The sequence below is a fragment of the Bradyrhizobium sp. AZCC 1588 genome (assembly GCF_036924735.1).
Lineage (GTDB): Bacteria > Pseudomonadota > Alphaproteobacteria > Rhizobiales > Xanthobacteraceae > Bradyrhizobium.
Map to the genome: position 1 here is coordinate 689,840 of NZ_JAZHSC010000001.1, position 21,934 is coordinate 711,773.

At 63.0% G+C, this 21,934-nt stretch carries 23 protein-coding genes; 13 read left to right on the forward strand and 10 right to left on the reverse strand.

All coding sequences use genetic code 11. The features are described from left to right. Window positions 1–14: 14 nt before the first annotated feature. Both flgC and flgB read right to left on the reverse strand, forming a co-directional pair. Window positions 15–440: a flagellar basal body rod protein FlgC gene (gene flgC, locus V1277_RS03370; RefSeq protein WP_057846814.1), complete on the reverse strand. Its 426-nt coding sequence runs from the start codon at window positions 438–440 to the stop codon at window positions 15–17. A 26-nt stretch (window positions 441–466) separates the two neighbouring features. Beyond that, window positions 467–877 (reverse strand): flagellar basal body rod protein FlgB, encoded by a 411-nt coding sequence (gene flgB, locus V1277_RS03375; RefSeq protein ID WP_334415003.1) that lies wholly within the window; start codon window positions 875–877, stop codon window positions 467–469. 433 nt (window positions 878–1,310) lie between these two features. Between flgB and V1277_RS03380 the strand changes: the two genes are divergently transcribed. The 4 genes from V1277_RS03380 (at window position 1,311) to V1277_RS03395 (ending at window position 4,802) form a co-directional block, all read left to right on the forward strand. Then, window positions 1,311–2,336: a flagellar biosynthetic protein FliO gene (locus tag V1277_RS03380; protein ID WP_334415004.1), complete on the forward strand. Its 1,026-nt coding sequence runs from the start codon at window positions 1,311–1,313 to the stop codon at window positions 2,334–2,336. Then, window positions 2,333–3,088 carry a flagellar type III secretion system pore protein FliP gene (gene fliP, locus V1277_RS03385; protein WP_334415005.1) on the forward strand — a complete coding sequence of 252 codons (756 nt, stop codon included), beginning with the start codon at window positions 2,333–2,335 and terminating at the stop codon, window positions 3,086–3,088. Before V1277_RS03380 ends, fliP begins: the two co-directional genes overlap by 4 nt. Before the next feature lie 222 nt (window positions 3,089–3,310). After that, window positions 3,311–4,291, forward strand: a complete 981-nt coding sequence (locus tag V1277_RS03390; protein WP_334377091.1) for a GGDEF domain-containing protein — start codon at window positions 3,311–3,313, stop codon at window positions 4,289–4,291. Between the two features lie 187 nt (window positions 4,292–4,478). Beyond that, window positions 4,479–4,802 carry a copper-binding protein gene (locus V1277_RS03395; protein WP_334363710.1) on the forward strand — a complete coding sequence of 108 codons (324 nt, stop codon included), beginning with the start codon at window positions 4,479–4,481 and terminating at the stop codon, window positions 4,800–4,802. A 224-nt stretch (window positions 4,803–5,026) separates the two neighbouring features. On the opposite strand, the gene V1277_RS03400 is transcribed toward V1277_RS03395, so the two are convergent. Further along, window positions 5,027–5,254, reverse strand: coding sequence for a hypothetical protein (locus V1277_RS03400; RefSeq protein WP_334415006.1), 228 nt, complete (start codon window positions 5,252–5,254; stop codon window positions 5,027–5,029). 651 nt (window positions 5,255–5,905) lie between these two features. Between V1277_RS03400 and V1277_RS03405 the strand changes: the two genes are divergently transcribed. Beyond that, complete coding sequence (locus V1277_RS03405) at window positions 5,906–7,300, forward strand: FAD-binding oxidoreductase (RefSeq protein ID WP_334415007.1); 1,395 nt, start codon at window positions 5,906–5,908, stop codon at window positions 7,298–7,300. Window positions 7,301–7,333: 33 nt separating this feature from the next. On the opposite strand, the gene V1277_RS03410 is transcribed toward V1277_RS03405, so the two are convergent. The 3 genes from V1277_RS03410 to V1277_RS03420 form a co-directional block, all read right to left on the reverse strand. Continuing rightward, window positions 7,334–7,681, reverse strand: a complete 348-nt coding sequence (locus V1277_RS03410; RefSeq protein WP_334415008.1) for a DUF1488 family protein — start codon at window positions 7,679–7,681, stop codon at window positions 7,334–7,336. A gap of 116 nt (window positions 7,682–7,797) precedes the next feature. Further along, the gene (locus tag V1277_RS03415; RefSeq protein ID WP_334415009.1) at window positions 7,798–9,132 is read right to left on the reverse strand and encodes a hypothetical protein; all 1,335 of its coding nucleotides are present in this window, start codon (window positions 9,130–9,132) and stop codon (window positions 7,798–7,800) included. 143 nt (window positions 9,133–9,275) lie between these two features. After that, window positions 9,276–13,034, reverse strand: a complete 3,759-nt coding sequence (locus tag V1277_RS03420; RefSeq protein WP_334415010.1) for a tetratricopeptide repeat protein — start codon at window positions 13,032–13,034, stop codon at window positions 9,276–9,278. 397 nt (window positions 13,035–13,431) lie between these two features. Here V1277_RS03420 and V1277_RS03425 point away from each other — a divergent pair, with 397 nt between their 5' ends. Together V1277_RS03425 and V1277_RS03430 are read left to right on the forward strand one after the other, a co-directional pair. Further along, window positions 13,432–13,653, forward strand: coding sequence for a hypothetical protein (locus V1277_RS03425; RefSeq protein WP_028348639.1), 222 nt, complete (start codon window positions 13,432–13,434; stop codon window positions 13,651–13,653). Window positions 13,654–13,658: 5 nt separating this feature from the next. After that, the gene (locus tag V1277_RS03430) at window positions 13,659–14,102 is read left to right on the forward strand and encodes a hypothetical protein (protein WP_245320103.1); all 444 of its coding nucleotides are present in this window, start codon (window positions 13,659–13,661) and stop codon (window positions 14,100–14,102) included. 37 nt (window positions 14,103–14,139) lie between these two features. Here V1277_RS03430 and V1277_RS03435 read toward each other — a convergent pair whose 3' ends face one another. The 4 genes from V1277_RS03435 to fliL are packed head-to-tail and all read right to left on the reverse strand — an operon-like array spanning window position 14,140 to window position 17,068. Further along, complete coding sequence (locus V1277_RS03435) at window positions 14,140–14,925, reverse strand: MotE family protein (protein WP_334374249.1); 786 nt, start codon at window positions 14,923–14,925, stop codon at window positions 14,140–14,142. After that, window positions 14,922–15,359: a DUF6468 domain-containing protein gene (locus V1277_RS03440; protein WP_028348637.1), complete on the reverse strand. Its 438-nt coding sequence runs from the start codon at window positions 15,357–15,359 to the stop codon at window positions 14,922–14,924. The genes V1277_RS03435 and V1277_RS03440 overlap by 4 nt, the downstream gene beginning before the upstream one ends. Beyond that, window positions 15,356–16,558 (reverse strand): flagellar motor switch protein FliM, encoded by a 1,203-nt coding sequence (fliM, locus tag V1277_RS03445; RefSeq protein WP_028348636.1) that lies wholly within the window; start codon window positions 16,556–16,558, stop codon window positions 15,356–15,358. The genes V1277_RS03440 and fliM overlap by 4 nt, the downstream gene beginning before the upstream one ends. 18 nt (window positions 16,559–16,576) lie before the next feature. Next, window positions 16,577–17,068, reverse strand: coding sequence for a flagellar basal body-associated protein FliL (gene fliL, locus V1277_RS03450; protein WP_334374247.1), 492 nt, complete (start codon window positions 17,066–17,068; stop codon window positions 16,577–16,579). A 385-nt stretch (window positions 17,069–17,453) separates the two neighbouring features. Between fliL and flgF the strand changes: the two genes are divergently transcribed. The 6 genes from flgF to V1277_RS03480 all read left to right on the forward strand — a co-directional run bounded on the left by flgF (window position 17,454) and on the right by V1277_RS03480 (window position 21,865). Then, entirely contained in the window at window positions 17,454–18,218 is a 765-nt protein-coding gene (flgF, locus tag V1277_RS03455) for a flagellar basal-body rod protein FlgF (RefSeq protein ID WP_334374246.1), read from the forward strand. Window positions 18,219–18,236: 18 nt separating this feature from the next. Continuing rightward, entirely contained in the window at window positions 18,237–19,025 is a 789-nt protein-coding gene (gene flgG, locus V1277_RS03460; RefSeq protein WP_334415011.1) for a flagellar basal-body rod protein FlgG, read from the forward strand. Between the two features lie 10 nt (window positions 19,026–19,035). After that, a complete protein-coding gene (flgA, locus tag V1277_RS03465) occupies window positions 19,036–20,118 on the forward strand; it encodes a flagellar basal body P-ring formation chaperone FlgA (RefSeq protein ID WP_334415012.1) in 1,083 nt (360 codons plus the stop codon). Between the two features lie 5 nt (window positions 20,119–20,123). Further along, window positions 20,124–20,876, forward strand: a complete 753-nt coding sequence (gene flgH, locus V1277_RS03470; protein ID WP_334374244.1) for a flagellar basal body L-ring protein FlgH — start codon at window positions 20,124–20,126, stop codon at window positions 20,874–20,876. 229 nt (window positions 20,877–21,105) lie between these two features. Next, on the forward strand, window positions 21,106–21,558 hold the full coding sequence (locus V1277_RS03475) for a YidB family protein (RefSeq protein ID WP_334374243.1): 453 nt from the start codon (window positions 21,106–21,108) through the stop codon (window positions 21,556–21,558). A 43-nt stretch (window positions 21,559–21,601) separates the two neighbouring features. Next, complete coding sequence (locus V1277_RS03480; protein WP_334420269.1) at window positions 21,602–21,865, forward strand: GlsB/YeaQ/YmgE family stress response membrane protein; 264 nt, start codon at window positions 21,602–21,604, stop codon at window positions 21,863–21,865. The last annotated feature ends 69 nt before the right edge of the window (window positions 21,866–21,934 follow it).

The following is a 21,934-nucleotide window of genomic DNA, read 5'->3' on the forward strand; positions in this document are numbered from 1 at the left end:
TCTATGGTTCCTGTTCAGGCCTTGAGGATGTCGAGGGTGCGTTGAATCATGCGGCGCGTGGCGCTGATGATGTTGAGGTTGGCTTCATAGGACCGCTGCGCCTCGCGCATGTCGGTCATTTCGACCAGCGGATTGACGTTCGGATATTTGACGTTGCCGGCAGCATCCGCCGCCGGATTGCTCGGCTCGTGCTTGACGCGAAACGCCGACTGGTCAGCCCTGACCTTGCCGAGCGTCACCACGCGGGCGTCCAGCGTGCGGTCGAGCGCCGAGGAAAATGTCGGCACCTTGCGGCGATAGGGATCGCCGCCCGCCGATGGCGCGGTAGATTCCGCATTGGCGATGTTTTCCGAGATCACCCGCATCCGTCCCGCCTGCGCGCGCAGGCCGGAGGTCGCGATGCTCATCGAGCGGGCGAAATCGCTTCCATCATCTGCCATGATCCGGTTCTCCTAATCGCGCCGCGTCAGCGCTTTCCGATGGCGGTTTTGAGCAGGCCGAGACTGCGGCTGTAGAGCGAAGTGGCGGCCGCGTAATCCATCTGGTTGGCCGAGACCTTCAACATCTGGTCTTCCAGATTGACCGAGTTGCCGGCAGGCTTGGTCAGGAAGCCGCTCCTGCCGCCGTCCCCCCTGAAGCTCTCGTGGCCGCCGGAGACGCCGATATGGGTGGCGCTGGTGCGCAGCATGGCGAGCGAGCCCATCGCGCCGCCGACATCGGTGCCCTTGTTGTCGAATTTCGGCTCAACCAGGTCGCTCGGCCTGAAATTCGGGGTGTTTGCGTTGGATACGTTTTCGGCGAGCACCCGCTGGCGTTCCTGGTGCCACTGCATCTTGGTACGCAGCGCCGACAGGATCGGAAGATCGTTGATGGCCATCGAGCTGTTCCCCGTTAACCTCTGGCAGACGCCGCGAGGTAGGCAGAATTTGCCCGGTGTATGGTTAACGGCTGGTTAAAATCACGCCTGCGGCCGTGGACGTCGGCCAATGCCCGCCGACAGCGACGAAACGAGCGCATTTTCGCCACGAAAACTGCGTTAACCAGCAGCAACCAACCCGGCGTGGGGCGCTCAGAAGTCGTTTTGGGTCAAACGATTCTTGGTCTATTAATTAACCCGGATGGCGGCGTTCGCCGTGGGGATTAAGAAATAAGGCTGATCTCGGGCATGATTCGCCGGTTGCGGATCGTTCCGGGCATGATCCGGCAAACGGGAACCGCTTTCCCAAAGGGAACATGCCCGGACAGGAAGACCTAGACCGCACTCGTCGAAGCCAGCAGCAAGAGAACGGCCCGTGGCCGGGGACTAAAGAATGCAGACACTGACATTCCTCTTCGCATTCATCGCCGTTCTGGCGCTGATCGGCGTGGCCGCATGGCTGGTCCGCCGCTTCGCCAACAACCGCCTCGGCGCCAACACCCAGCGCGGGCGGATGCCGCGGCTTGCCGTGATCGACGCCGCCGCCGTGGACGGCCGCCGGCGCCTTGTGCTGGTACGGCGCGACAATGTCGAGCATCTCCTGATGATCGGCGGTCCAAGCGACATCGTGGTCGAACCCAACATTGTGCGCGCAATGCCCAATCGCGATCAGATGGCGCCGCGCCCTGCCGTCGGCGAGCAACCGCCGCGGATTGCCCCGCTGCCCGATGCCGCCTGGAGCGAGGAAGCGGCGAGAGCCGATTTGCGACCGACGGACGGCTTCGATCATCACGCCGAACCGCAAATGCCGGAGCCGCCGCCGCGCCCCGCACGTCCCTCCTTCGCAGACGATCTCCGCCGGCCCGCGCCGCCGCCGGAGCGTCGCAGCGATCCATTGACGGGCTTTGCGCCGGAATCGATCACCGGTCGTCCCGAAGCGGCCCCGCCGCGCGTGACCCGCAACGAACCGCTGATGCCGCGGCCGCAGCGCGAGTTGCCGCAGCGTGAGTTGCCCAAGGCACCGCCGGTCCGTGAGGCGCCGCCAGTTCGTGAGGCAGCGTCGGTCCGCGAGGCACCGATAGCCCGCGAAGCGCCGCCTATCCGTGAGGTGCCGCCCGTCCGCGAGGCGCCGACCCGAGCGCCGGAACGTGCGGCCGCGGCGCCGCCGCCTCCACCCCCTCCACCCCCCGCACCGTCGAGCGCCGACCAAAATCTCGCCGAGATGGCGCAGCGGCTGGAAGCCGCCCTGCGCCGGCCGGCCGAACCCGTGGCGCCGCCGGTAGCGCCGGAAACGCCGCCTGCCCGTACCTCCCGCGGCGAACCCCCCGTTCCTCCCACACCCGCTCCGCAGAAGAGCGGCTTCGAGAATCTCGAAGACGAGATGGCGTCATTGCTGGGCCGTCCGAAGAACCCTTCGTGAGGCCGGCGACTTCTCCGCGTAGAGTTTTATTTTTCTTAATCCTGACCGTCGCCGGATCGCTCGCCGATCCGGCGCTGGCGCAGGACATCAGCATCAATCTCGGCCAGGGCGGCGGCGGGGTGACGGAGCGCGCAATCCAGTTGATCGCGCTGTTGACGGTGCTGTCGATCGCGCCCTCGATCCTGATCATGATGACGTCGTTCACACGGATCGTCGTCGTGCTGTCGCTGCTGCGCACGGCGCTGGGCACCGCGACCGCCCCGCCCAACTCCGTGATTATCGCGCTTGCGATGTTCCTGACCGCGTTCGTGATGGGGCCGGTGCTGCAGAAGTCCTATGACGACGGCATCAAGCCGCTGGTCGCCAACGAACTCGGCGTCGAGGAAGCGCTGCAAAAGGCCTCTGTGCCGCTGCGCGGCTTCATGCAGAAGAACGTCCGCGAAAAGGATCTGAAGCTGTTCCTGGACCTCTCCGGCGAGCCGCCGCCGGCAACGCCGGAAGACCTGTCGCTGCGGATCCTGGTCCCGGCCTTCATGATCTCCGAACTGAAACGCGCCTTTGAGATTGGCTTCCTGCTGTTCCTCCCCTTCCTGATTATCGACCTGGTGGTCGCATCCGTCCTGATGTCGATGGGTATGATGATGCTGCCGCCGGTCGTGGTGTCGCTGCCGTTTAAGTTGATCTTTTTCGTGCTGGTGGACGGCTGGTCGCTGGTGGCAGGAAGCCTGGTGCAGAGCTACGGTGGGAGTTAGCGCCCGGTTCCCGCCGGTTCCGCGTGCAAATAGGTCAATATTGGTTACGTATTTGCAGCGGAGTTTCGCGGGGAATTTAAGGTGAGATTAGTTCCTTCGTGCACAATGGATGCCAAGAACTGACTTACCAAACGCATCACCGGATTAAAGATGGCAGGCCAGCCGATCGGCGACATGGACGTCGAATACGCCACGACGATTGCCGACCGGGCTATGCGGTTGATGTCGCAGCAGTCGGTCCCTCCCACCCCAACCAATTTCGCCGTCTGGTTCGAATATTCCTTGGGCAGTTCGCTGGCGCTGCGAAAGACTATCGACATTCTGATTGCGGGCAAGCGCAAATTCGACCCGGCAACCAACCACGAACTCTATGTCACCTATGTGGCGCAGGCCGGTACCGATCCGTTTGGCGACCTTCCCGATCAATTGAGCGGGCTGATCGAGACCGCGCAGCAATTCCTCAACACTGCCGTCACCGACAACCGCAGCCACATCGAGGCGCTCGATGAAGTGTCTTCCGAGGCCGCTGGTACCGGCGATCCCCGGACGATCATTGCAAAACTGGTTGATGAATTGTCAAAGGCGACGGCGCGGGCCGCCAAGCTGGAGGCGAATTTCGCCGCCACGTCGGAGGAACTGGACAGCATCCGCGACTCGCTGAAAGCGGCCGAGCAACGCTCCAACACCGATGCGCTGACCGGGCTGGCCAACCGCCACTCGATGGATGAATTCCTTCGCCTCGCCCAGATCGCAGCGATGGAAAAGGACGAGCCACTCAGCGTCTTCCTGATCGACATCGATCACTTCAAGAAATTCAACGACGATTATGGCCACCAGGTCGGCGATCAGGTGCTTCGGCTGGTCGCCAAGGTCTTGCAGGAAGGTGTTCGCGAAGTCGATCTCGCCGCCCGCTACGGCGGCGAGGAGTTGATCGCGGTGCTGCCAGGCGCCGATCTGCAGGCTTGCACGGCCGTTGCCGAACGCGTTCGCCGGCGCATTGCCGAAGCGAAGCTGACACGCCGTGCGACGGGCAAGGAGATCGGCAGCATTACGGTATCGATAGGCGTGTCACAATTCCGCCTCGCCGAATCCGCGGAAGCCATGATCGAGCGCTGCGACCGCGGGCTTTATCAAGCCAAGCGACTCGGCCGCAACCGCACGGTGACGGAAACCGAGCTCGAGCCCGAGGCCGGCGCGGCGTAAAGTCTTCTTCGTTCCGACCCATCACAAACGCCCATCATCTTCGTTGTGCGGATCTGCTTCGGCTTCGCTCGGTAAGCCATCATTGCCCCAATTCCTAAGAAACAAAACGGCGGCAGTCCACTCCGGCGTGGAACAAATGCCGCAATCCCGTCTTATGGTAGACCCCCCTTACAGCCGGGAGTGTTTTATGAAAATCGCAGGGATGATTATGGCTGCCGCCGCGGCCCTCAGCATCGCGGGGACGTCGGCTCTTGCCCAGCAACCGCGTACGGGAATGGTGACGAGAATAGACCGGATCAGCGGCACCATCACCATCAAGGATATGCCTGAAGGCACCACCGGCGCGAATACCGGCGCTGCAGCCGAAGAATTCAAGATCCAGGATGGCGCGCGGCTGAACGCCCTGCACGCCGGCGACAGGGTCACCTTCGCCGTGAACGACACGCCGGGGACCAAGACCATCACGAAGATCGACAAGACGGACGCGGTCACCAAGATCGAGAAGAAGTGAGGCGAAGCAGCATCCCCCTTTGTGATGCATTGCTTCCATCAAAAACAGCGAGACCCGGAGTGTCCTAACTAAGGCAAAATGACGTTTCTTCGAAACGTCATTTTGCTTTGGCGAGTCCGGGGCCTCGTCACCGCAACTGCCCCATCCGAAACAGGGAGCCGTTCGGTGTAGAAAGCACTGTAAGCAATCTGGCAGGCGTGCCTTGATCTGCCGCAAATGACGCTTTAGCGCGGCGACCGCTCGAGCGAAGCGCGAATTTCAGCGGCCGCCTCGTCGCAATACTCGTTTAATTTCTGGAATCGTTGCTGCAGCGCCAAGAGTCTGACGGCGCGCTTCGCCGGCCCTTCCCGATCAATATTAAATCTGTCGGCGGGCGATGGGCGGGACGCAGCAGCCTCTGCGGTTGCCAGCGCTGCTTGCATCGATGTGTCGCGACCGTCGGTGGAAGACATTTTGCACGCCTCACAAATGCACAATCGGGCCGGATTCGATTCGGCGAACTTTTCTGTGCTGGCGCGCTGGTGCTCCGACTTTGCACCGCACAGTGTGTTGGTTGGATGCCCGGCCGGGGTCGATTTGGTGGCAAAACACGGACGCTGGCGGCGAATGAGTGGCACGACCTCGTAGTCTTACGGACTTTCTGTCCACGATTAGGATGCAATCGGCAACCAGCATTGCTGAATTGAGTCGTTTGTTGCTTCAGCGATAGTTCGATATGCCCGCCCAGCCTTCAGAAACCGGTCTGCCGCCGCGCTGCGAGATCTGCGGCGGTGGTACGGTCCAGATCGGAAAGCTGCCCCGGATCGGACTGCGTCCTCTCGTCTACGTTTATAAATGCGACACCTGCAACCAGATCACTTCGATCGAGCCCGAGCGGCAGGACAGCCCCACCATCAGCCCTACCGTCACCCCGCCGATGCCGAAGTCGCGCAGCAAGAAGGCTCCGCACAGGGTCCCCCGGCGACAGCCACACTGATCGCCGGCTTCAGAGCGCGACCTTCCTAATTCCTGGAAAACGCCGCGATTGCGGCTGGACCGGGTTTCATCTCAGGAATGCCGCATGTATAGCTTCGGCCAAACTCCACATGAAGAAGAGGCAGGGCATGTCCGAGGGCTTCATTGACGAACTGCACAACGCGCTCGGCAAGGGCGCGGTGCTGTCAGGCGCTGATATCGACGCGCGCTATCACCACGACTTCACCGGCAATCCGGTGCCCAAACCGCGCGCAGTCGTCCGCCCCAGAACGACGGAGGACGTCTCCCTGCTGCTGCGGCTCTGTCACCGCGAAGGCGTACCCGTTACGACGCAGGGCGGCATGACCGGGCTGGTGCGCGGCGCGCTGCCGAATGCGAACGAAATCGTGCTGTCGATGGAGCGCATGAACAGCGTCGAAGAGGTCGATGCCTCAGCCGGGGTCGCCATCGCGCAGGCCGGCACGCCACTGCAAAAACTGCAGGAGCGTGTCGAGCAGGACGGCCTGATGTTTCCGCTCGACCTCGGCGCGCGCGGCAGTTGCACCATCGGCGGCAACATCTCGACCAATGCCGGCGGCAACCGCGTCATCCGTTACGGCATGACGCGAGACCTGATTCTCGGCCTTGAGGTCGTCACCGCCGACGGCACCGTTCTGAAGGGTCTGCGCAAATACATCAAAAACAACACCGGCATCGACTTAAAGCAGCTTTTCATCGGCAGCGAAGGCATCCTCGGCGTCGTAACGCGTGCCGCGCTGCGTGTCTTTCCCGCGCCGGCGGAGCGGCAGGTGGCGCTGTGCGCCCTGCCCTCGTTCGGCCAGGTCATGGCATTCCTGAAGCTGGCGCGAAAATCGCTCGGCGGCGATCTGACCGCGTTCGAGGTGATGTGGAATGCCTATTACCGCCAGACCGTCGAGCGCGTGAAGGGGGTGGTTGGCCCGCTGCCGACCCACCATCCCTTCTATGTGCTGCTGGAGGCCTCAGGAAGCGACGCTGAACGCATTCGGGACGACCTCGAGAAGATGCTGGAGACGGCGATGGGAGATAATTTGATCCTCGACGCCACGCTTTCGACCTCGAACGCGTCCGTGGCTGCGATCTGGCGCATCCGCGATTCCAGCGTCGAACTCGGTCGCAGCTTTCCATTCACGGCACGGATGGGGTTCGATGTAAGTGTGGCCATCGACAGGATGGAGGAATATGTGGATACGCTGGATGCACTCGTCAAAGCGATCGATCCGCAAGCCTTCACCATCGTGATGGGACACGTCGGCGACGGCAATTTGCATCCCAGCGTGTATCACGAACATACGCCTGACAAGCACGATGAGTTCGAGAAGCTGGTCTACGACCTCACGGGCGAGTTCGGCGGCTCGATCTCGGCCGAACACGGCATCGGCATCCTCAGGCGACCCTATCTGAAAATGAGTCGCACCGAAGAAGAGATCGAAACCATGCGAACACTCAAGCGCGCGCTCGACCCGAAGAATATTCTGAACCCGGGGCGAATTTTTACGGTGTGAAAGCGTTTGGCGATCGTATATCGAGCGTCAGGTCTACGAACTGATGCCGAGGTGATCGTCGGCCGCAGAAGCAGGTGGCGGCCCGGCCGGCAAGTTGTCCGGAGCCGGCTGGGGAATATGCTTGGTGAATATCCGGATGACGCGACCTTTGACGGGCGGCAGCTTGTCGAAGAGATCGGACGCGATCTCCTCCACCGCGTCCCGCAAGGCCACGAACTGCGCCTGCCTTGCGATGCTCTCGGTGCCCCTGACACCTCCGAGCTCATCCATCGCGGCATCGCTGATCTGGCATTCGACCGTCTCGCCGTCGTTCAGCATGGTGAACTTGAACGCAAGGCGTTCTCTGTCATGTCCAACAATTCTGTCCCGGGTCAACGGCATCGGACGATCAGCTTTGAGCGCCTAGAGTAGACGTGGCTAGAAGCGCGTGAGAGGGCGCCAGAGCTTTCGTAATGCGCCAACACGTCAAAAATTGGCCGGACCTGCGGCCAAATCCGCTACCTGGCTACGTCCTCGGGCTCATTGGAATAGGCGCGGTCGTCTGCGCGGTATGGCTGTTCGGGCTCTCCCTCGTGCGCCGACCACCATTCCACCACGGCTCGAGCGACCTGGTCCCACAGCAGCGTTGGAAGATCGGGTACCGCGATCCTGACCACATGGCGATTGCGTGCGGTATCGCGAAACCATTCCGCTGCGCCGAAATCGAAGCCGAAACTCCCCGCATGCCGCAGCGGTAATCCGGCTCTTCGCAGGTCGTCACACAAATTCGCCGCCACTTGCTTCGTCTGCTTCTCGTCGAGCATTCGCTTCGGCGCCAGTGTGACATAGAGACCGTGCGCGAAATGCAGCTCCGCCGACGAGCCGGCAAGCCCGGATGCAAAACAGCGCGCCGTCCGCCTGCTGTTACGCAAAATGGCCGCCATCCGCCTGTCAGTCAGAGCCTGATAGGCCTTCGTTCCGACGTAGGGCGGGAAATGCGCAGGCACCGCCGCGCCGCCGAACAGTCGCACCGCATTGCGCGTTTCGTTGGCGAGGTCCTCCAGCCGCTCCTGCTTGGCCGGAACGACGTGCTTTTCGCAAGCGACGAAAACCACCGAGCCGAGCCGGCCGTACTCCACCCCGAGGGAGTCGAGCTTGGTATGGCTGCGCACCAGCGCGATCGGGACTTCCCAACGTCGCGCCCAGCTCACAACCCGGCGGATCCGCCCCGAGCCCGTCGAGAAGCAGGTCGTGTCGAAAATCACGAGATCGAGGCGCGGCCTTGCGCAACGGAGGGTCGCCTCGAATGCGGCAGCGGGCGTACATGAATCGAACAGAAGAATTCGCGGTTGGTCCGCACCGCCGGCGACCTCGTCGGGAGAGCTTTTCAGCGGGACCAGGCGAAACTGACGTGCATGATTTTCGATCAGCTCCAGGGTCTCACCATAGGCGCCAGGCAAAACCAGGATGTCCGCCTCAGATGCCAAGCGTGCGAAGGCCAGCAGCAGTGCCGATATCGCCGCCATCCCGGAGGACGTATAGATGGTCTGGTTCGCCGATGTCGAATGGTCATAAAAGGATGGGCCGCGCACTTCGAGGTTTGCACGCTGATAATCGTAGCTGAACGTGAACGGCCCGGCACGCAGCCGGCCCGGATGTGCCCAGGCTGTCTCCGTGAACGCCCAATCGTGCAGCGCATGCTGGGCCTTCAGGGCGGCGGCGATGTGAAATTTTTGTTCAATCACCTCGGCCACCGAGGTCGGACGCTGCAGCGCCAAAGGAGTCTCGAGGAAACCGTTCAGCAACGTGATTTCCTCGTATTTCCTGTCGAGATAAGCCTCAAGTGTTTCCATGGCTGGCTTCGACCGACCCTGCCCTGCGATAACGTGCCGGGAGGGCATTGGGTCCACGCCATAGAAAATGCACCGGTGCTCGGGCGGGCAAACCGTCTCCGACTTCAAACTGCGAGCAATTCACCGAGAGAACGAAGTCGGCGCTATCTTGCCGCGCCGATCCGCCTGATGCGGCCAATCGCCGGCAAGGCGCCGGTGTGAACCGGCTCGCCCCTGGAGATTTCCGGCGACAGCGGCGCGCGGGCGGTGGCATCCGGGAAGCGGATCCTCATTTCACGGATGAAGCCGTCGAGCGTGTCGACGCTGGCGGCCATTTTGGCAATCAAAGCGAACTCGGCGCTGTTGGAGGCGGCCGGCTTGCTCGCGGTCTCGAATGCGAACCGGTCGGCCTCGCCGATCATCAGGGGCGCGTATTTCTCGCGGAAACGGGCCAGGCCGATCGCGTCCTCGGCCAGCGCATAGCCAACCACGGCACGGATTATGTCGCTCTTCTCGGCGGCATTCAGCGGTTTGAAGTCCCGCCAGCGGTCGGCGTAGTACAATTCGATCTGTTCGGAAGCCTCCCGCCACTGCCGGGATGCCCAATAGATGTCGGAGCGCAGCCGGATTGCTTCGCGGCCGGTGAGGTTGGAGATGATATCGAGCGCGAGGTCGTGGCGACCGACATCGCTCTGGGCCCGCGCCTCCAGGAGTAGGCGCTGCTGACGCAATTCGCCGGACAGATCGGAGATCCGCGTGAGGCGCAGCGCCATGATCGCCCGGTCCGGCTTGCGGTTGGCCAGGTAGACCATGGCAAGCCGGGCCGCCACCTGCGCGCGCGCGGCACCCTCCAGGCGTTTGTCGACCTGGTACTGCAACAGTTCGGCGGCCTGGTCGAGCAGGTCGACGGCGGCCAGCCGGTCCGCGAGGCGCCGTATCATTTCATCGCCGCGCCGGCCGATCGGCGTCAATTCGCGATACTCATAGAACATGGCGAGCGCATCGACCGGCTTCATGTCGTCGCCCTTCTGGCCGAGATAGAGGTCCGTGAACAGCGCGGACGCCGCATCCTGGCCCTGCCGCGACAGTTCGGAGTTGGGCTGCAGCTTCGTCGCGGTCTTGGCGGCGGAGAGCGCCTCGGCATAGCGCCCGTTTTCGGCATAGAGCTGCGTCAGCTTGTTCAATGCCTTCAACTCGATCGCGTCGCCGCGCCAGATCACCGACAAGGTCTCTAGTTCATGTATCAACTCGGCCTGGCCGAGTTCGCCGCGCCGGTGCCGCAGCAGGGTCTGCAGCAGGCTCGCCTCCGCCGATGCCTCCCGGTCGCTGGACTGCGCCGCGAACCTGTAGGCGTCGAGCGCGTCCTTGTCGTGCCCCAATGCCTCGGCAAGACGCCCGCGCAGCACGGCGATCTCGGGCTTCATCTCGTTGGGAATGCCGATCACTTCCAGTTCGCTGCGCCGCCGCGAGGCCCCACCATAATCCTTCACCTCGAGCGAGGCCCGCATCGCGTCGGTAATGATGATGCGCTGCAGCTCCAATGGCAGCGCGGCGATCGAGAATTCGGCGTTCTTGAATTTTTCACGCGCGTCCACCCATTTTTCTTGGCGGGCGAACGCGAACCCTTTCCACAATTGGGAATCGTAGCCGTTGCCGATCGCCGGATTGGCAAGGTCCTTCAGCGCGTGCTCGGGATGGCCAATCAAGATGCTGGCGACCGCATGCACCATCAGCACGGCGCCGTCTTCGTTCCCCGGGTTGGTTTCGGAGAGGATGAGGTTAGTCACCCCTCTCGCCTCCTGATACATGCCGCGCGACATGTAGAAGTTCGCAAGTTCGAGGCGAGCGTGCGTCTTTTGCTCAGGCCCCGCGGCGGCCGCGGCCTTGATCAGCGCATCGAGCCGGGAAAGAAATTTTTCTTCCCGGTTCTTGCGCCATTCATCGGCGTCGAACAGCGGCCTGACCGCCGCGGTGGCGCGTTCGGCCGCGACGTCGGCGGACGACAGCGTCAATCCGCCGGGCCGGCCGAACATCACCTTGTCGGCGCCGACCTCGGCGTTGATATCGTCGGAGTTCGGGTGCACCACCACGCCATGCACCGATTCCAATAGCGACAGTTCGACGAAATCCTGCCGCTTGATGAGGCCGCGGGTCGGTGGCGGCGCGGTCACGACCCACAGCGTATCGCCAGCGTCGGGATCGACCAGCCGGTGCATCGCGCCGGGATTGGCCAGCGGCACGGTGACATTGGCAAGCGCGGGATCGGTAATATTCCGCAGCACCATCAGCGGCAGCGGCGGCGTCTGGCCGCGGTCGGCGAAGGTCAGCGTCCACTCGGCGCCGTTGGCGCGGCCTTCGCTTTCGAGCGAAGGGATCTGCGGCCGGTTGAGGCGAATGCGGACGGCCTGGCCCTTTTCCAGCGGCAGCCGGCTGACATCGCCGATGATGGCGCCGCCCTTGCTACGGATCGGCTCGATATCGACCGGCTTGGTCTGGTCGAATACCAGCCATACCGTGTCGGCACGGCGAAACAGCGCAGCCGGGGTCGGCGCGGCAAAGGAGAACGTCACGCGCAGGCCGTCACTGTCACGCCTTGCCTCGACGGCCGGGGTCCTGTCCTTGGCACCACTTTCCGGCGGCTCCGCGGAAGATTGAGTCTGCTTGGATGCCACGGGCTTTGGCGCTTCCGCCGCAGTTGCCAGGACCGGTTCGGCGGGCTGCGCCGCTTTCGCGACTTCCGTCGGAGGCGACGTCTTTTCCGGTGCAACGGCCATCTTCTCGGTCGGAGGGATAGCGTTGCCATTGGCCGGCGGCGCCTTTTCGACGCCAGGCATTGCGGCCTCCGCAGCGGCCGGTGCTTCATTCACCTGCGCGGGCTTGATCTCGATCCTAGCCTGTTCGGCAATCATCTCCGACGTGACGGGCGGGATCTCGGCCGGCTGCTGTGGTGGCGGCGATTCCTTTAGGGCCTTGTCGCGCGCGATCCGCGAGGCGGGTCCGGGCTTGGCCGGCACGACCGGTTTGGCCGCGGCTTGCGGCTCGGCCAGCGCAGGCTTTTCCGGCTGCTGGAAGGCTACGTCGATCACATAGTTCTTTTCCTCGCGGAAGGAATGCACGTCGACCTCGCCGATCAGCAGAATGTCGACGGCGGAAGAATCGACGTCGGCGCGCTGGTTGATCGAGGCGATGTTCGGCGGCGCCGCCACCTTCGCATCCGCCAGGTCGAAATTGAGCACGCCGTTGAACTGCAGCGTCAGCTTCTGATCATTCAGCACCGACGAGACGTTGACGCCGTCGGGCATCTCGAACACGAAGCGGACGAAAGTCGGCTGCACCGAGGCGCGGACACGCACCGGCGGCTTCTTTTTCGCGGACGCCACCGCAAGCTGCGCACGGAGTGCGCGCTCGGCGGCCCGCGCCCGCTCCGCCAGCTCGCGAACGACCGCAGCCGGAAGCGGGGGCGGCGGCCCGGTCCAGCTATCGGGCAGGAAGTCGACGAAGATCCGCTCCCCCGCCGTCATGGTGTTGACGGTTGCCCGCCGCGCCAGCGACAGCCGGATCGCGGTGCCGTCGGGATCGCGCCGCGCCGAGCCGACATAATCGGGGACGGCGTCCGACAGTTTGTCGACGGGAATATCCACCGGGCGCTTGAAGTGGATGATAATGATCGAGCCCGCGGTCGAAACGTCGGATTCGACGTCCTCGGCCAGTTTCAATACCAGCCGCGCGAAGCCGCCTCCGGCCGCAAAGGTCGCCTCCCCTCGGACCGGATCGTCAGCACGGCAGGGCTGCGAAAGCGTCAGGCCAGCGAATAACAAAGCAACAGCAAGGGGCTGGCCGAGATAGTTGTGAAGGCAATGCCGCGCCGCCCGCGCCAATGCGCGGCCCGGCGACCCAGTTTCAGCGGCGGCCCTTTGCCCCATCCAGAAGATCTCGTGCCTCGATGAATTCTTCGGCGAAGCGCTCTCGCCCGCACGTTTGAATCTTGGATTGGCCGGCTTAAGGCTTTGTTAACGTCAACCAATTGATTTCATTGAAGGGACGATGGGCTGCGGCCTCGAGCAATTACACATCGTAATGGGTCGGTATCCGGACCTTTCTCGGGGTCACCGCTCGGACGTCGCGAGCCTCGGAGCGCAGCGATCACCATCACGCCCGTGCCATGATTGATCTGCATTATTTATCTCACGCAGCGTTGGAACTAACATCGGCGGTTCCGTCTTAGGGAAACAATGGACCCGGGAAGCGGGGCCGGCAGTCGATCAACCAATGCTCCCGGGTCGCTAACCTGCCTCAGGCAGCCAATTCGGAGTGCGTGAAATGGCAACCCAGATCGTGATGGATCGTACTGGCGACACCCGGCATACTTTCGACGTCCATGACCGCGCGGAGGTCGAAAAGGCCGAGCGGCGCTTTATGGAATTGACCGGCGCAGGATTTACCGCAGCGGTTCGAACGGGACCCGGCGAGCAACGGGTTATCCGCTCCTTCGATCCGACGGCGGAAGAAACGCTGTTTTATCCGCGTCTCGTTGGCGGCTGACGGCAGTGACCCAGCAGATCGTCCTTGCGATATGCTCGTTCGTCCTGGCTTTACTCGGTACGGTGCTGCTGTCGGCGCTTTCGCTGGCAGTGGCGCGGTCCGGTTCCTGCAGCAAATCGTTTCGCTTCGAGACTGAGGCGCGAGCCCTCACGCTCTTGAAGGATTGGCTGTCGCCGAAGCAGCGGGCCTCTTACGAGAGATTCCGCTATTTCGACGTCGTCGGCAGCCACACCGGGACGCGCTATCGGATCCATCATGGGACGCAGACGAACATCGAGGAAATCAGCGGCACCGGCCAACATGTTTGCAAATGGTGCTTTGTTCCCGATGGCGACCTCGTCGCCGGCGATGTCATGCTGGCGCAGAAAGTCGCCCTTGAAACCAACGAGCGTGGCGCGCTTGCCGTAGCCCACCGCTCGTTTGTCTCGTCAGGGCCACGCAGGTTCTGACCGGCGCCAATACCCGTGCCGGGGAGCGCATCCTGCGTCAGTTCGGCTTTGGCTGCAGGATCTTGCCTTCGATTTTCGGCAACTCGGCCGTGGACGTGGACTTATCGGTGCCGGCAGCGCGGCGGGCCAGTTCGACCGTCAGCCGTTCGGCCGCTTCCGGCTGCATCAGGCCCAAAATGTCCGACATCTTCCGCGGCGCAATCTGGGAGGCGATTTCGTAGAGCACGGACATTTCCAGCCGGTCGAACACCTTGGCGGCGTCCTTCGGCTTCATGCCCTCGTACATCGTGATGATGCCCTTGAAGCGGGCAGCGTCCTGTTCGGCCTTTTGCCCGCTCGCTGTCGAGATCCGCGCCTCGGTGGCCTTCATTTCCTCGACGCGGCCCTCGATGCGCTTCTCGGCCGATTTCAGAAGGCTTTCGCGAATTTCGATTTCACGCGCGCGCTGCTCCAGTTCCTGGCGCCGCGCCTGCAGCCGTTCCAGGATGGCGCGCTCCGACGGCGACACCGATTGCGGGTTCTGGTCGGGAAACACCACGACGCCGTCGTGCTTCGGTGCCTCGGTAGCCGGCGCTGCCGGCTTCGGCGCCTCTTCCTTTTTCTCTTCCTTCTTGACCGAACCGGTGATGTCGGCGGGGTCCGGCCCGCGGGCGCCGGGATAGCCCAGATTGTCCTGCGCCCAGGAGCGCTTGGCCGGCTGGCTGACCTGATAATCGAACACGTATCCGCCATCGATCACGAGGCCGGCGACCTTCAGCACTGCAAGGCCGAAGATCGCGACCAGCACGACCGGAATGACACGGATATCGCGAAACGACTTCATGCGGCGAGGCCACTGGCCTTTCGGCGTTCGGAGAATGCTTCAGCCGCCGCGGCTACCGCCTTGGCTGTAGAGACCCTGGGTGCTGCGGGTTCGGCTTCTTGCGAGGGCCGCGCCGCGATCGCGATCTTGGACAGCCGTCGAATGACGCCGTCGCCTTCGGCGAGCATGCCCTTCAGGTGCCCCGCCATCTGAGTCGCGGCGGCGAGTTGGCTGCCGAGATTCTCGTTGACGTCGCGCACCGTGTGCTTGAGGCCGCCGATCGCCCGCTCGGCGATTTCGGTTGCCGTGATCAGTTCCGCGATGGTGGCTTTCAGCGAATGCTCGTCCGCCTTCAGCCGCTTCAGCCGCTTGTTGAGCAGCATGCAGTAACCGATCGTGAGCAGTAGCAAAACCGCCACCAGACTCTCGATCACAATGCCAAGGAAATGACTCATTGTGCCTCCATCAACTTGGTTTGCTCGTCGGCCTTCTCGAACATCGCGAAGGTGGTATTCGGCTTGCGCAATTGCTTGGTGACGCGGATGGCGACGCGGTCGCCGACCCGGCCCATCCGCCCTTCGGTCAGGGTGACGTTGCCGCAGCGGACCGACACCAGCGCATCGGGCCGCATCTCCAGCGGCAGCGTGTCGCCGACCTTCAGCTTCATCAAATGCTTGAGCGGAATGTCGGCTTCATACAGCACGGCATCGACCGATATCTCGGCCTGCGCCACTTCGGTGGCGAAGTGCCCTTCCCAGATCGGATCACGGCCGAATTTTTCGCCCATGAACATCTGCAGCAGAACCGGGCGGATCGGCTCGATGGTCGCATAGGGCAGCAGCAGTTCGATGTTGCCGCCGCGGTCTTCCATGTCGATGCGCAACCGCACCAGGATCGCAGCGTTGGCGGGCCTGGAGATCGCGGCGAAGCGCGGATTGGTTTCCAGCCGGTCGATCGAGAACGTCACCGGCGACAGCGGCCGGAACGCCTGCTCGGCGTCTGAAAGCACCACCTCGACCAGCCGCTTGACGAGGTTGGTTTCGATCGTGGTGTAGGGCCGGCCCTCGATGCGCAACGAGGTCTGGCCGCGGCGGCCGCCGAGCAGCACGTCGATAATCGAATAGATCAGGCTGGAATCGACCGTCGCAAGGCCGAAATTCTCCCACTCCTCAGCCTTGAACACGCTGAGCACGGCCGGCAAGGGAATTGAGTTCATGTAGTCGCCGAAGCGGACCGAGGTGATGCGGTCGAGCGAGACTTCGACGTTGTCGGAGGTGAAGTTGCGCAAGCTCGTGGTCATCAGCCGCACCAGGCGGTCGAACACGATTTCGAGCATCGGCAGACGCTCGTAGGACACCATCGCGGAATCGATGATGGCGCGAATGCCGGAATGGTCGTCGAGATTGACATCGCCGACGGTGAAGCCGAGCAGATTGTCGATTTCTTCCTGCGACAGAACCCGCTCGCCGGAATTCTTGTTGCCGAATTCGCGGCCGCCATCCTCGACCATGGCCGCCCATTGGAGCGCCATGCTCTCGGAGAGTTCATTGGCGGCAGCCTCTTCCGCAGCCGCCGCGGGATCTTCGGAATCCAGCGAGGCTTCCCATTGCGCGGCAATGGCGTCCTGGTCCATCTGGTCTTGGTTGCCGGCCATGATGCTAGATCCGCCCCATCACTGCACGACGATTTCCTTGAACAGCACGGCGCTTACCTGCTGCGGCGCCACCGCGTTGTTGACGCGCTTGGTCAGCTCTTCCTTGAGACGAAACAGGCCCGCCGAACCGTTGATGTCGGAGGGACGCAGTTCGCGCAGGTAGGTCTGGAACAGGTCGGTGACGCGCGGCAGGTTCGGCTTGATCGCCTCGACCTGCTTTTCTTCCTTGATCTCGAGCACGACCTTGACGCGGAGATATTGCACCCGCTCGCCCGGGGCGCCGACCAGGTTGACCATCATATCGGGCACTTCAATGAAGGACGGCGGCTTCGGCGGCGGCGCTTCGGCGTGCTTCTCCTCGCCGTGGCCGCGCATCAGGAAGAACCAGCCGGCGCCGGCGCCAAGGATGGCGACGAATCCGGCGACCGCAATGATCAGCTTGAGCTTGCCCTTTTTCGACGGTGCGGCGTCTGCGCCGTCTGCGCCTTCCGCCTGCTCGTTATCAGCCATTGCCCCGCCCGCTTCCATCTAGGAACGAACGCGGTTGCCACCAGCCTGGGTAACAATGCCCCCACAACGCGAAACAAAAGCCGCCAGCGCACACGCGCCCTCTACACGTGCAACGCTAGGGTAATAATGGTTAACGGAACCTTTCCATTCGCGCCCAACTGGGAAAAATCTGCCGGGCAAACATGGTCAACAAGACCTTTCTGCCGCCCCCTCCGCCCGCAGAAAAATGCCTAACCCCTTAAGAAATCAGCATTTCCGGACTTGGCACGGCTTTCGCTGAGTAAACGGCGTGACCCGCCGGCTTGGGAGAGCCCAAAGGTTACGGCGGATCCGGATTACGGGCTTGGGAGAGCCTGCTTCGGATCGATCAAGGGGAGAACCACCGATGGAGAATATGCTTCTCGTCGGACTTTCGCGGAAGATGACATTGGAACGGCAGTTGGATGTCGTCGCCAACAACGTCGCGAACATCAACACGACGGGCTTCAAGGCCGACCGGTCGCTGTTCGAGGAATATCTGCGCTCGCCAGCGCATGAAGACAATTTCATGCGCGCCGATCGCCGCGTCTCCTTCGTGCATGACCGCGCCACCTTCCACGATTTCTCGGCCGGCCCCTCCGAGCAGACCAAGAACCCGCTCGACGTCGCAATCGACGGCAACGCCTTTCTGGTCGTGCAGACGGCCGCCGGCGAGCGCTACACCCGCGACGGCGGCCTGCAGATCAACAATCAGGGCCAGCTCGTAACCGCGAGCGGCGATCCGGTGCTGGGGACCTCCGGCCCGATCGTGTTCCAGCCGACCGACAAGGCGATCAACATCGCAGCCGACGGCAATATCACGGTTCTCGAGGGCACCGGCAGCACCGACTCCATTCGCGGCAAGCTGCGGCTGGTCTCTTTTGCCGACCCGCAGAAGCTCGTCAAGGAAGGCGGCAACCTCTACTCGGCGGGCCAGGGCGTCGCCGCCCAGCCCGACACCACTTCGCGGGTGCGCCAGGGCTTCATCGAAAAGTCGAACGTCAATTCAGTCCACGAAATGAGCCGCATGATCGAGATCACGCGCACCTACACGCAGATCTCGGCAATGCTGCAGCAGCAGCACGACCTGCACCGAACCGCAGTCGAGAAACTCGCCGACGTTCCGGCATAACGCTTAAGGCATAGATCGATGCGCGCACTTTACACGGCAGCGACCGGCATGGCGGCACAGGAACTCAACGTTCAGGTGATCTCCAACAACATCGCGAATATGCGCACCACCGGCTACAAGAAGCAGCGCGCGGCGTTCCAGGACCTGATTTATGACCATGTGCGCCGCGTCGGCGCGCAGGCTTCCGACCAGGGCACCATCCTGCCGGTCGGCGTCGATATCGGTGGCGGCGTCAAGACCGTCGGCACGCCGCGGCTGATGGGCCAGGGCACATTGTCGCCGACCGGCAACGACCTCGACGTCGCGATCCGCGGCGAAGGTTTCTTCAAGATCCAGGTGCCCGACGGCACCTATGCCTATACCCGCGACGGCTCGTTCATGATGGACGCGCAAAGCCGCGTCGTCACCGCCCAGGGCAACCCGGTGCAGCCGACGATCACGATCCCGCAGAATTCCTCGCAGATCACCATCAACGCGCAGGGCCAGCTCACGGTGATGCTGCCGGGCTCGACCACGCCGACGCTGGTTGGCCAGATCGGCCTGACCCGCTTCATCAACAAGGCCGGCCTCAATCCGATCGGCGACAATCTGTTCACCGACACCCCGGCCTCCGGCACGCCGCAGGACGGCATCGCCAACACCGACGGCTTTGGCGACATGCAGCAGGGCAACCTCGAACAAGCCAATGTCGAGGTGGTGACCGAGATCTCCGACCTGATCGCCGCCCAGCGCGCCTATGAGATGAACGCCAAGGTCGTCAGCGCGGCCGACCAGATGCTGCAATCCACATCCAACATGTTCCGCTAAAGGACTGGTCATGATCGCCCGCGCCCTCCTCCTGGCCGCCGCCCTGATCGCCGCATCGAGTACGGCCGCTGTCGCGCAGACCCAGGAAAGCTTCGCGAACCGCAACGTGATCGCCACGCCAGTGCTGCGTGCCAACGTGCAGGTATCGGGCGATCTCGTACGGATCGGCGACGTGATCGACAATGCCGGCAGCGCCGCGCAGATCGCGATCTATCGCGCCCCGGATCTCGGCACCACCGGCTCGCTGCCGGTAGCGCAGGTGCTCAACACCCTTCGTGCCCACCATGTGATCGGCGTCGATACCCGCGACCTCAGGGAAATTTCGGTAACGCGTCTGGCCCGCACGCTCGAAGGCAGGGACATCGAGCTGCAGGTTGCGCGCGCGCTGGAGCGCCGCAATGGTCTCGGCGACGCCGCCAATCTGTCGCTGACCTTCGATCGCGATCCCGGCGACGTCAGGCTGGATGCCGGCTTCAGCGGCAGCCTGCAGGCGGCCATCGTGCGCTACGACAACCGCAACGGCCGCTTCGACGTCACCTTTGAGATCGCCAACGAGAACGGTGCCGCTGCTGCCAAGCTGCGTTTTGCCGGCACGGCGATCGAGACCGTCGAGGCCGCAGTGCTGGCGCGCAACGTCGAGCGCAATGAGGTCTTGAAATCGTCCGACGTGATGATCGAGCGCCGCCCCAAGACGGAAGTCGGCCCTGATGCCGCTGCGCGCGATCGCACGGTGGGCATGCAGGCCCGCCGCCAGCTCCGCGCCGGTCAGGCCATCAGGACCGCAGATCTCGCCAAGCCCGATCTGGTACAGCGCGACCAGAACGTCATATTGATCTACGAGACGCCCGGAATCTACCTCACCATGCGCGGCAAGGCGCTGGACAGCGGCACCGAAGGCGACGTCGTCACCGTCATGAACCTGCAGTCGAAGCGCACGGTGTCCGGCACCGTGACTGGCCGTGGGCAGGTCTCGATCTCACCGCCGGCGTCTCGCCTGCCACAGACCAGCGATGCCACCTCCTCGCTCGGCAAAGCACCGGCACCCGTCGCCGTAGCTACCGTCAGTTCGCCAGTCGCTCCAAAAGCCGAGTAATGTAAATGTCAGTCACCCGTCTCAACCGCCTCGCTCTCTCCGGCGCCATGCTGTCGCTGGCCGCCTTGGCGAGCGGTTGCTCCTCGATCGACCGTCTGTCGCAGATCGGCGAAAAGCCGAAGCTGACGGAGATCGAAAATCCGACCACGCAGCCCGGCTACAAGCCGGTGCAGATGCCGATGCCGAAGCCGGAGCAGGCCTCCTATAATGCCAACTCGCTGTGGCGGAACGGCTCTCGCGCCTTCTTCAAGGATCAGCGCGCGGCGCGTATCGGCGACCTCCTGACGGTGACCGTCAACATCACCGACAAGGCCAACCTGTCCAACGAGACCCAACGCAGCCGCTCCGCCAAGGAAGACTCGGGGATCACCGATTTCATTGGGTCGAGCACGATCACGCAGGCAAACAAGATCCTGCCCGGCAAGATCCTGACCACGGACTCGACGTCGTCGAGCGACGGCAAGGGCTCGGTCAACCGCCAGGAAGCGTTGCAGACCAACGTCGCGGCCGTGGTCACGCAGGTGCTGCCGAACGGCAATCTCGTGGTCGAAGGCAAGCAGGAGATTCGCGTCAACTTCGAAATCCGCGAACTGATCGTCGCCGGCATCGTCCGCCCCGAAGACATCCAGAGCGACAACACCATCGATTCCACCAAGATCGCGCAGGCCCGCATCGCCTATGGCGGCCGCGGCCAGATCACCGACGTGCAGCAACCCCGTTACGGGCAACAGGTGATGGACGTGCTGCTGCCGTTCTAGTTTCTCCCGAGCTCCCACACTCCATCGCGAACCTAGGCGCGATGAAGTGTATCAACGCGGCCTCCGTCAGCTCCCCTGGCGGAGGCCGTGGTCGTTTTGTGATCCAAGGAGCCGTATCATCTTGGAGCTTGCTCCAGCGCAAGCCGCCTGCCCCTTGTCGTCTTCCGGTGTTGGAACCGAACCTACCCGCCGGCGTTCCTGACAGCAACGATCTGCACGGAGGCTAATCATGGGCCGCGGAATGCCATCGATGACTGCTCTGCTCGGGCTGCTCGCCATTGCGGGATATCAGAACCGCGACAAACTGGCAGAACTTCTCAAGGGCGTTGGGGGCCAGCCGAACACAGGCGGGGGACAGCAGCCGCCGGGCGGCTTGCTGGGCAATTTGAGCGGAATGTTGGGCGGCGCCGGGGTTGGCGGCCTGCTCAACGGCGGGATCGGCGAGTTGCTCGAAAGTTTCAAGCAAAACGGCCAGGGTGACAAGGCCGAATCCTGGATCAACCAAGGCCCGAACAAGGATGTCTCGCCTCCGGAATTGAAGCAAGCGATCGGGTCCGACGTTCTGGCACAACTCGAACAGCAGACCGGACTTTCGCAGGAAGAGATTCTGGCGAGATTGTCTCGCGAGCTTCCGGCAGCCGTCGACAGGTACACGCCGGACGGCCGTTTGCCCACAGCATGAGTCAATGGACGTGACGTTGGGGCAAACAACAGGGAGCATCGAGATGGGCATAATTTGGACGATCATCATTGGTTTCATTGCCGGCGTGATTGCGAAATTCATTATGCCGGGAGACAATGAGCCCTCGGGCTTCATTCTAACCACCATACTGGGCATCGTCGGCGCTTTCGTGTCGACTTATCTCGGCCAGTCGCTCGGATGGTATCGGCCCGGAGAAGGCGCGGGCCTGATCGGTGCGGTGGTCGGCGCCATCATTGTGCTCTTCGTCTACGGCCTCTTCGCCGGCCGGCAACGGCGATCGATTTAAGAACTGGACCTGATGGTTAGGTGTTGATCAGCGGAGCGGTCCGTCGTTCCCTAGCGAACTCAGGCACGA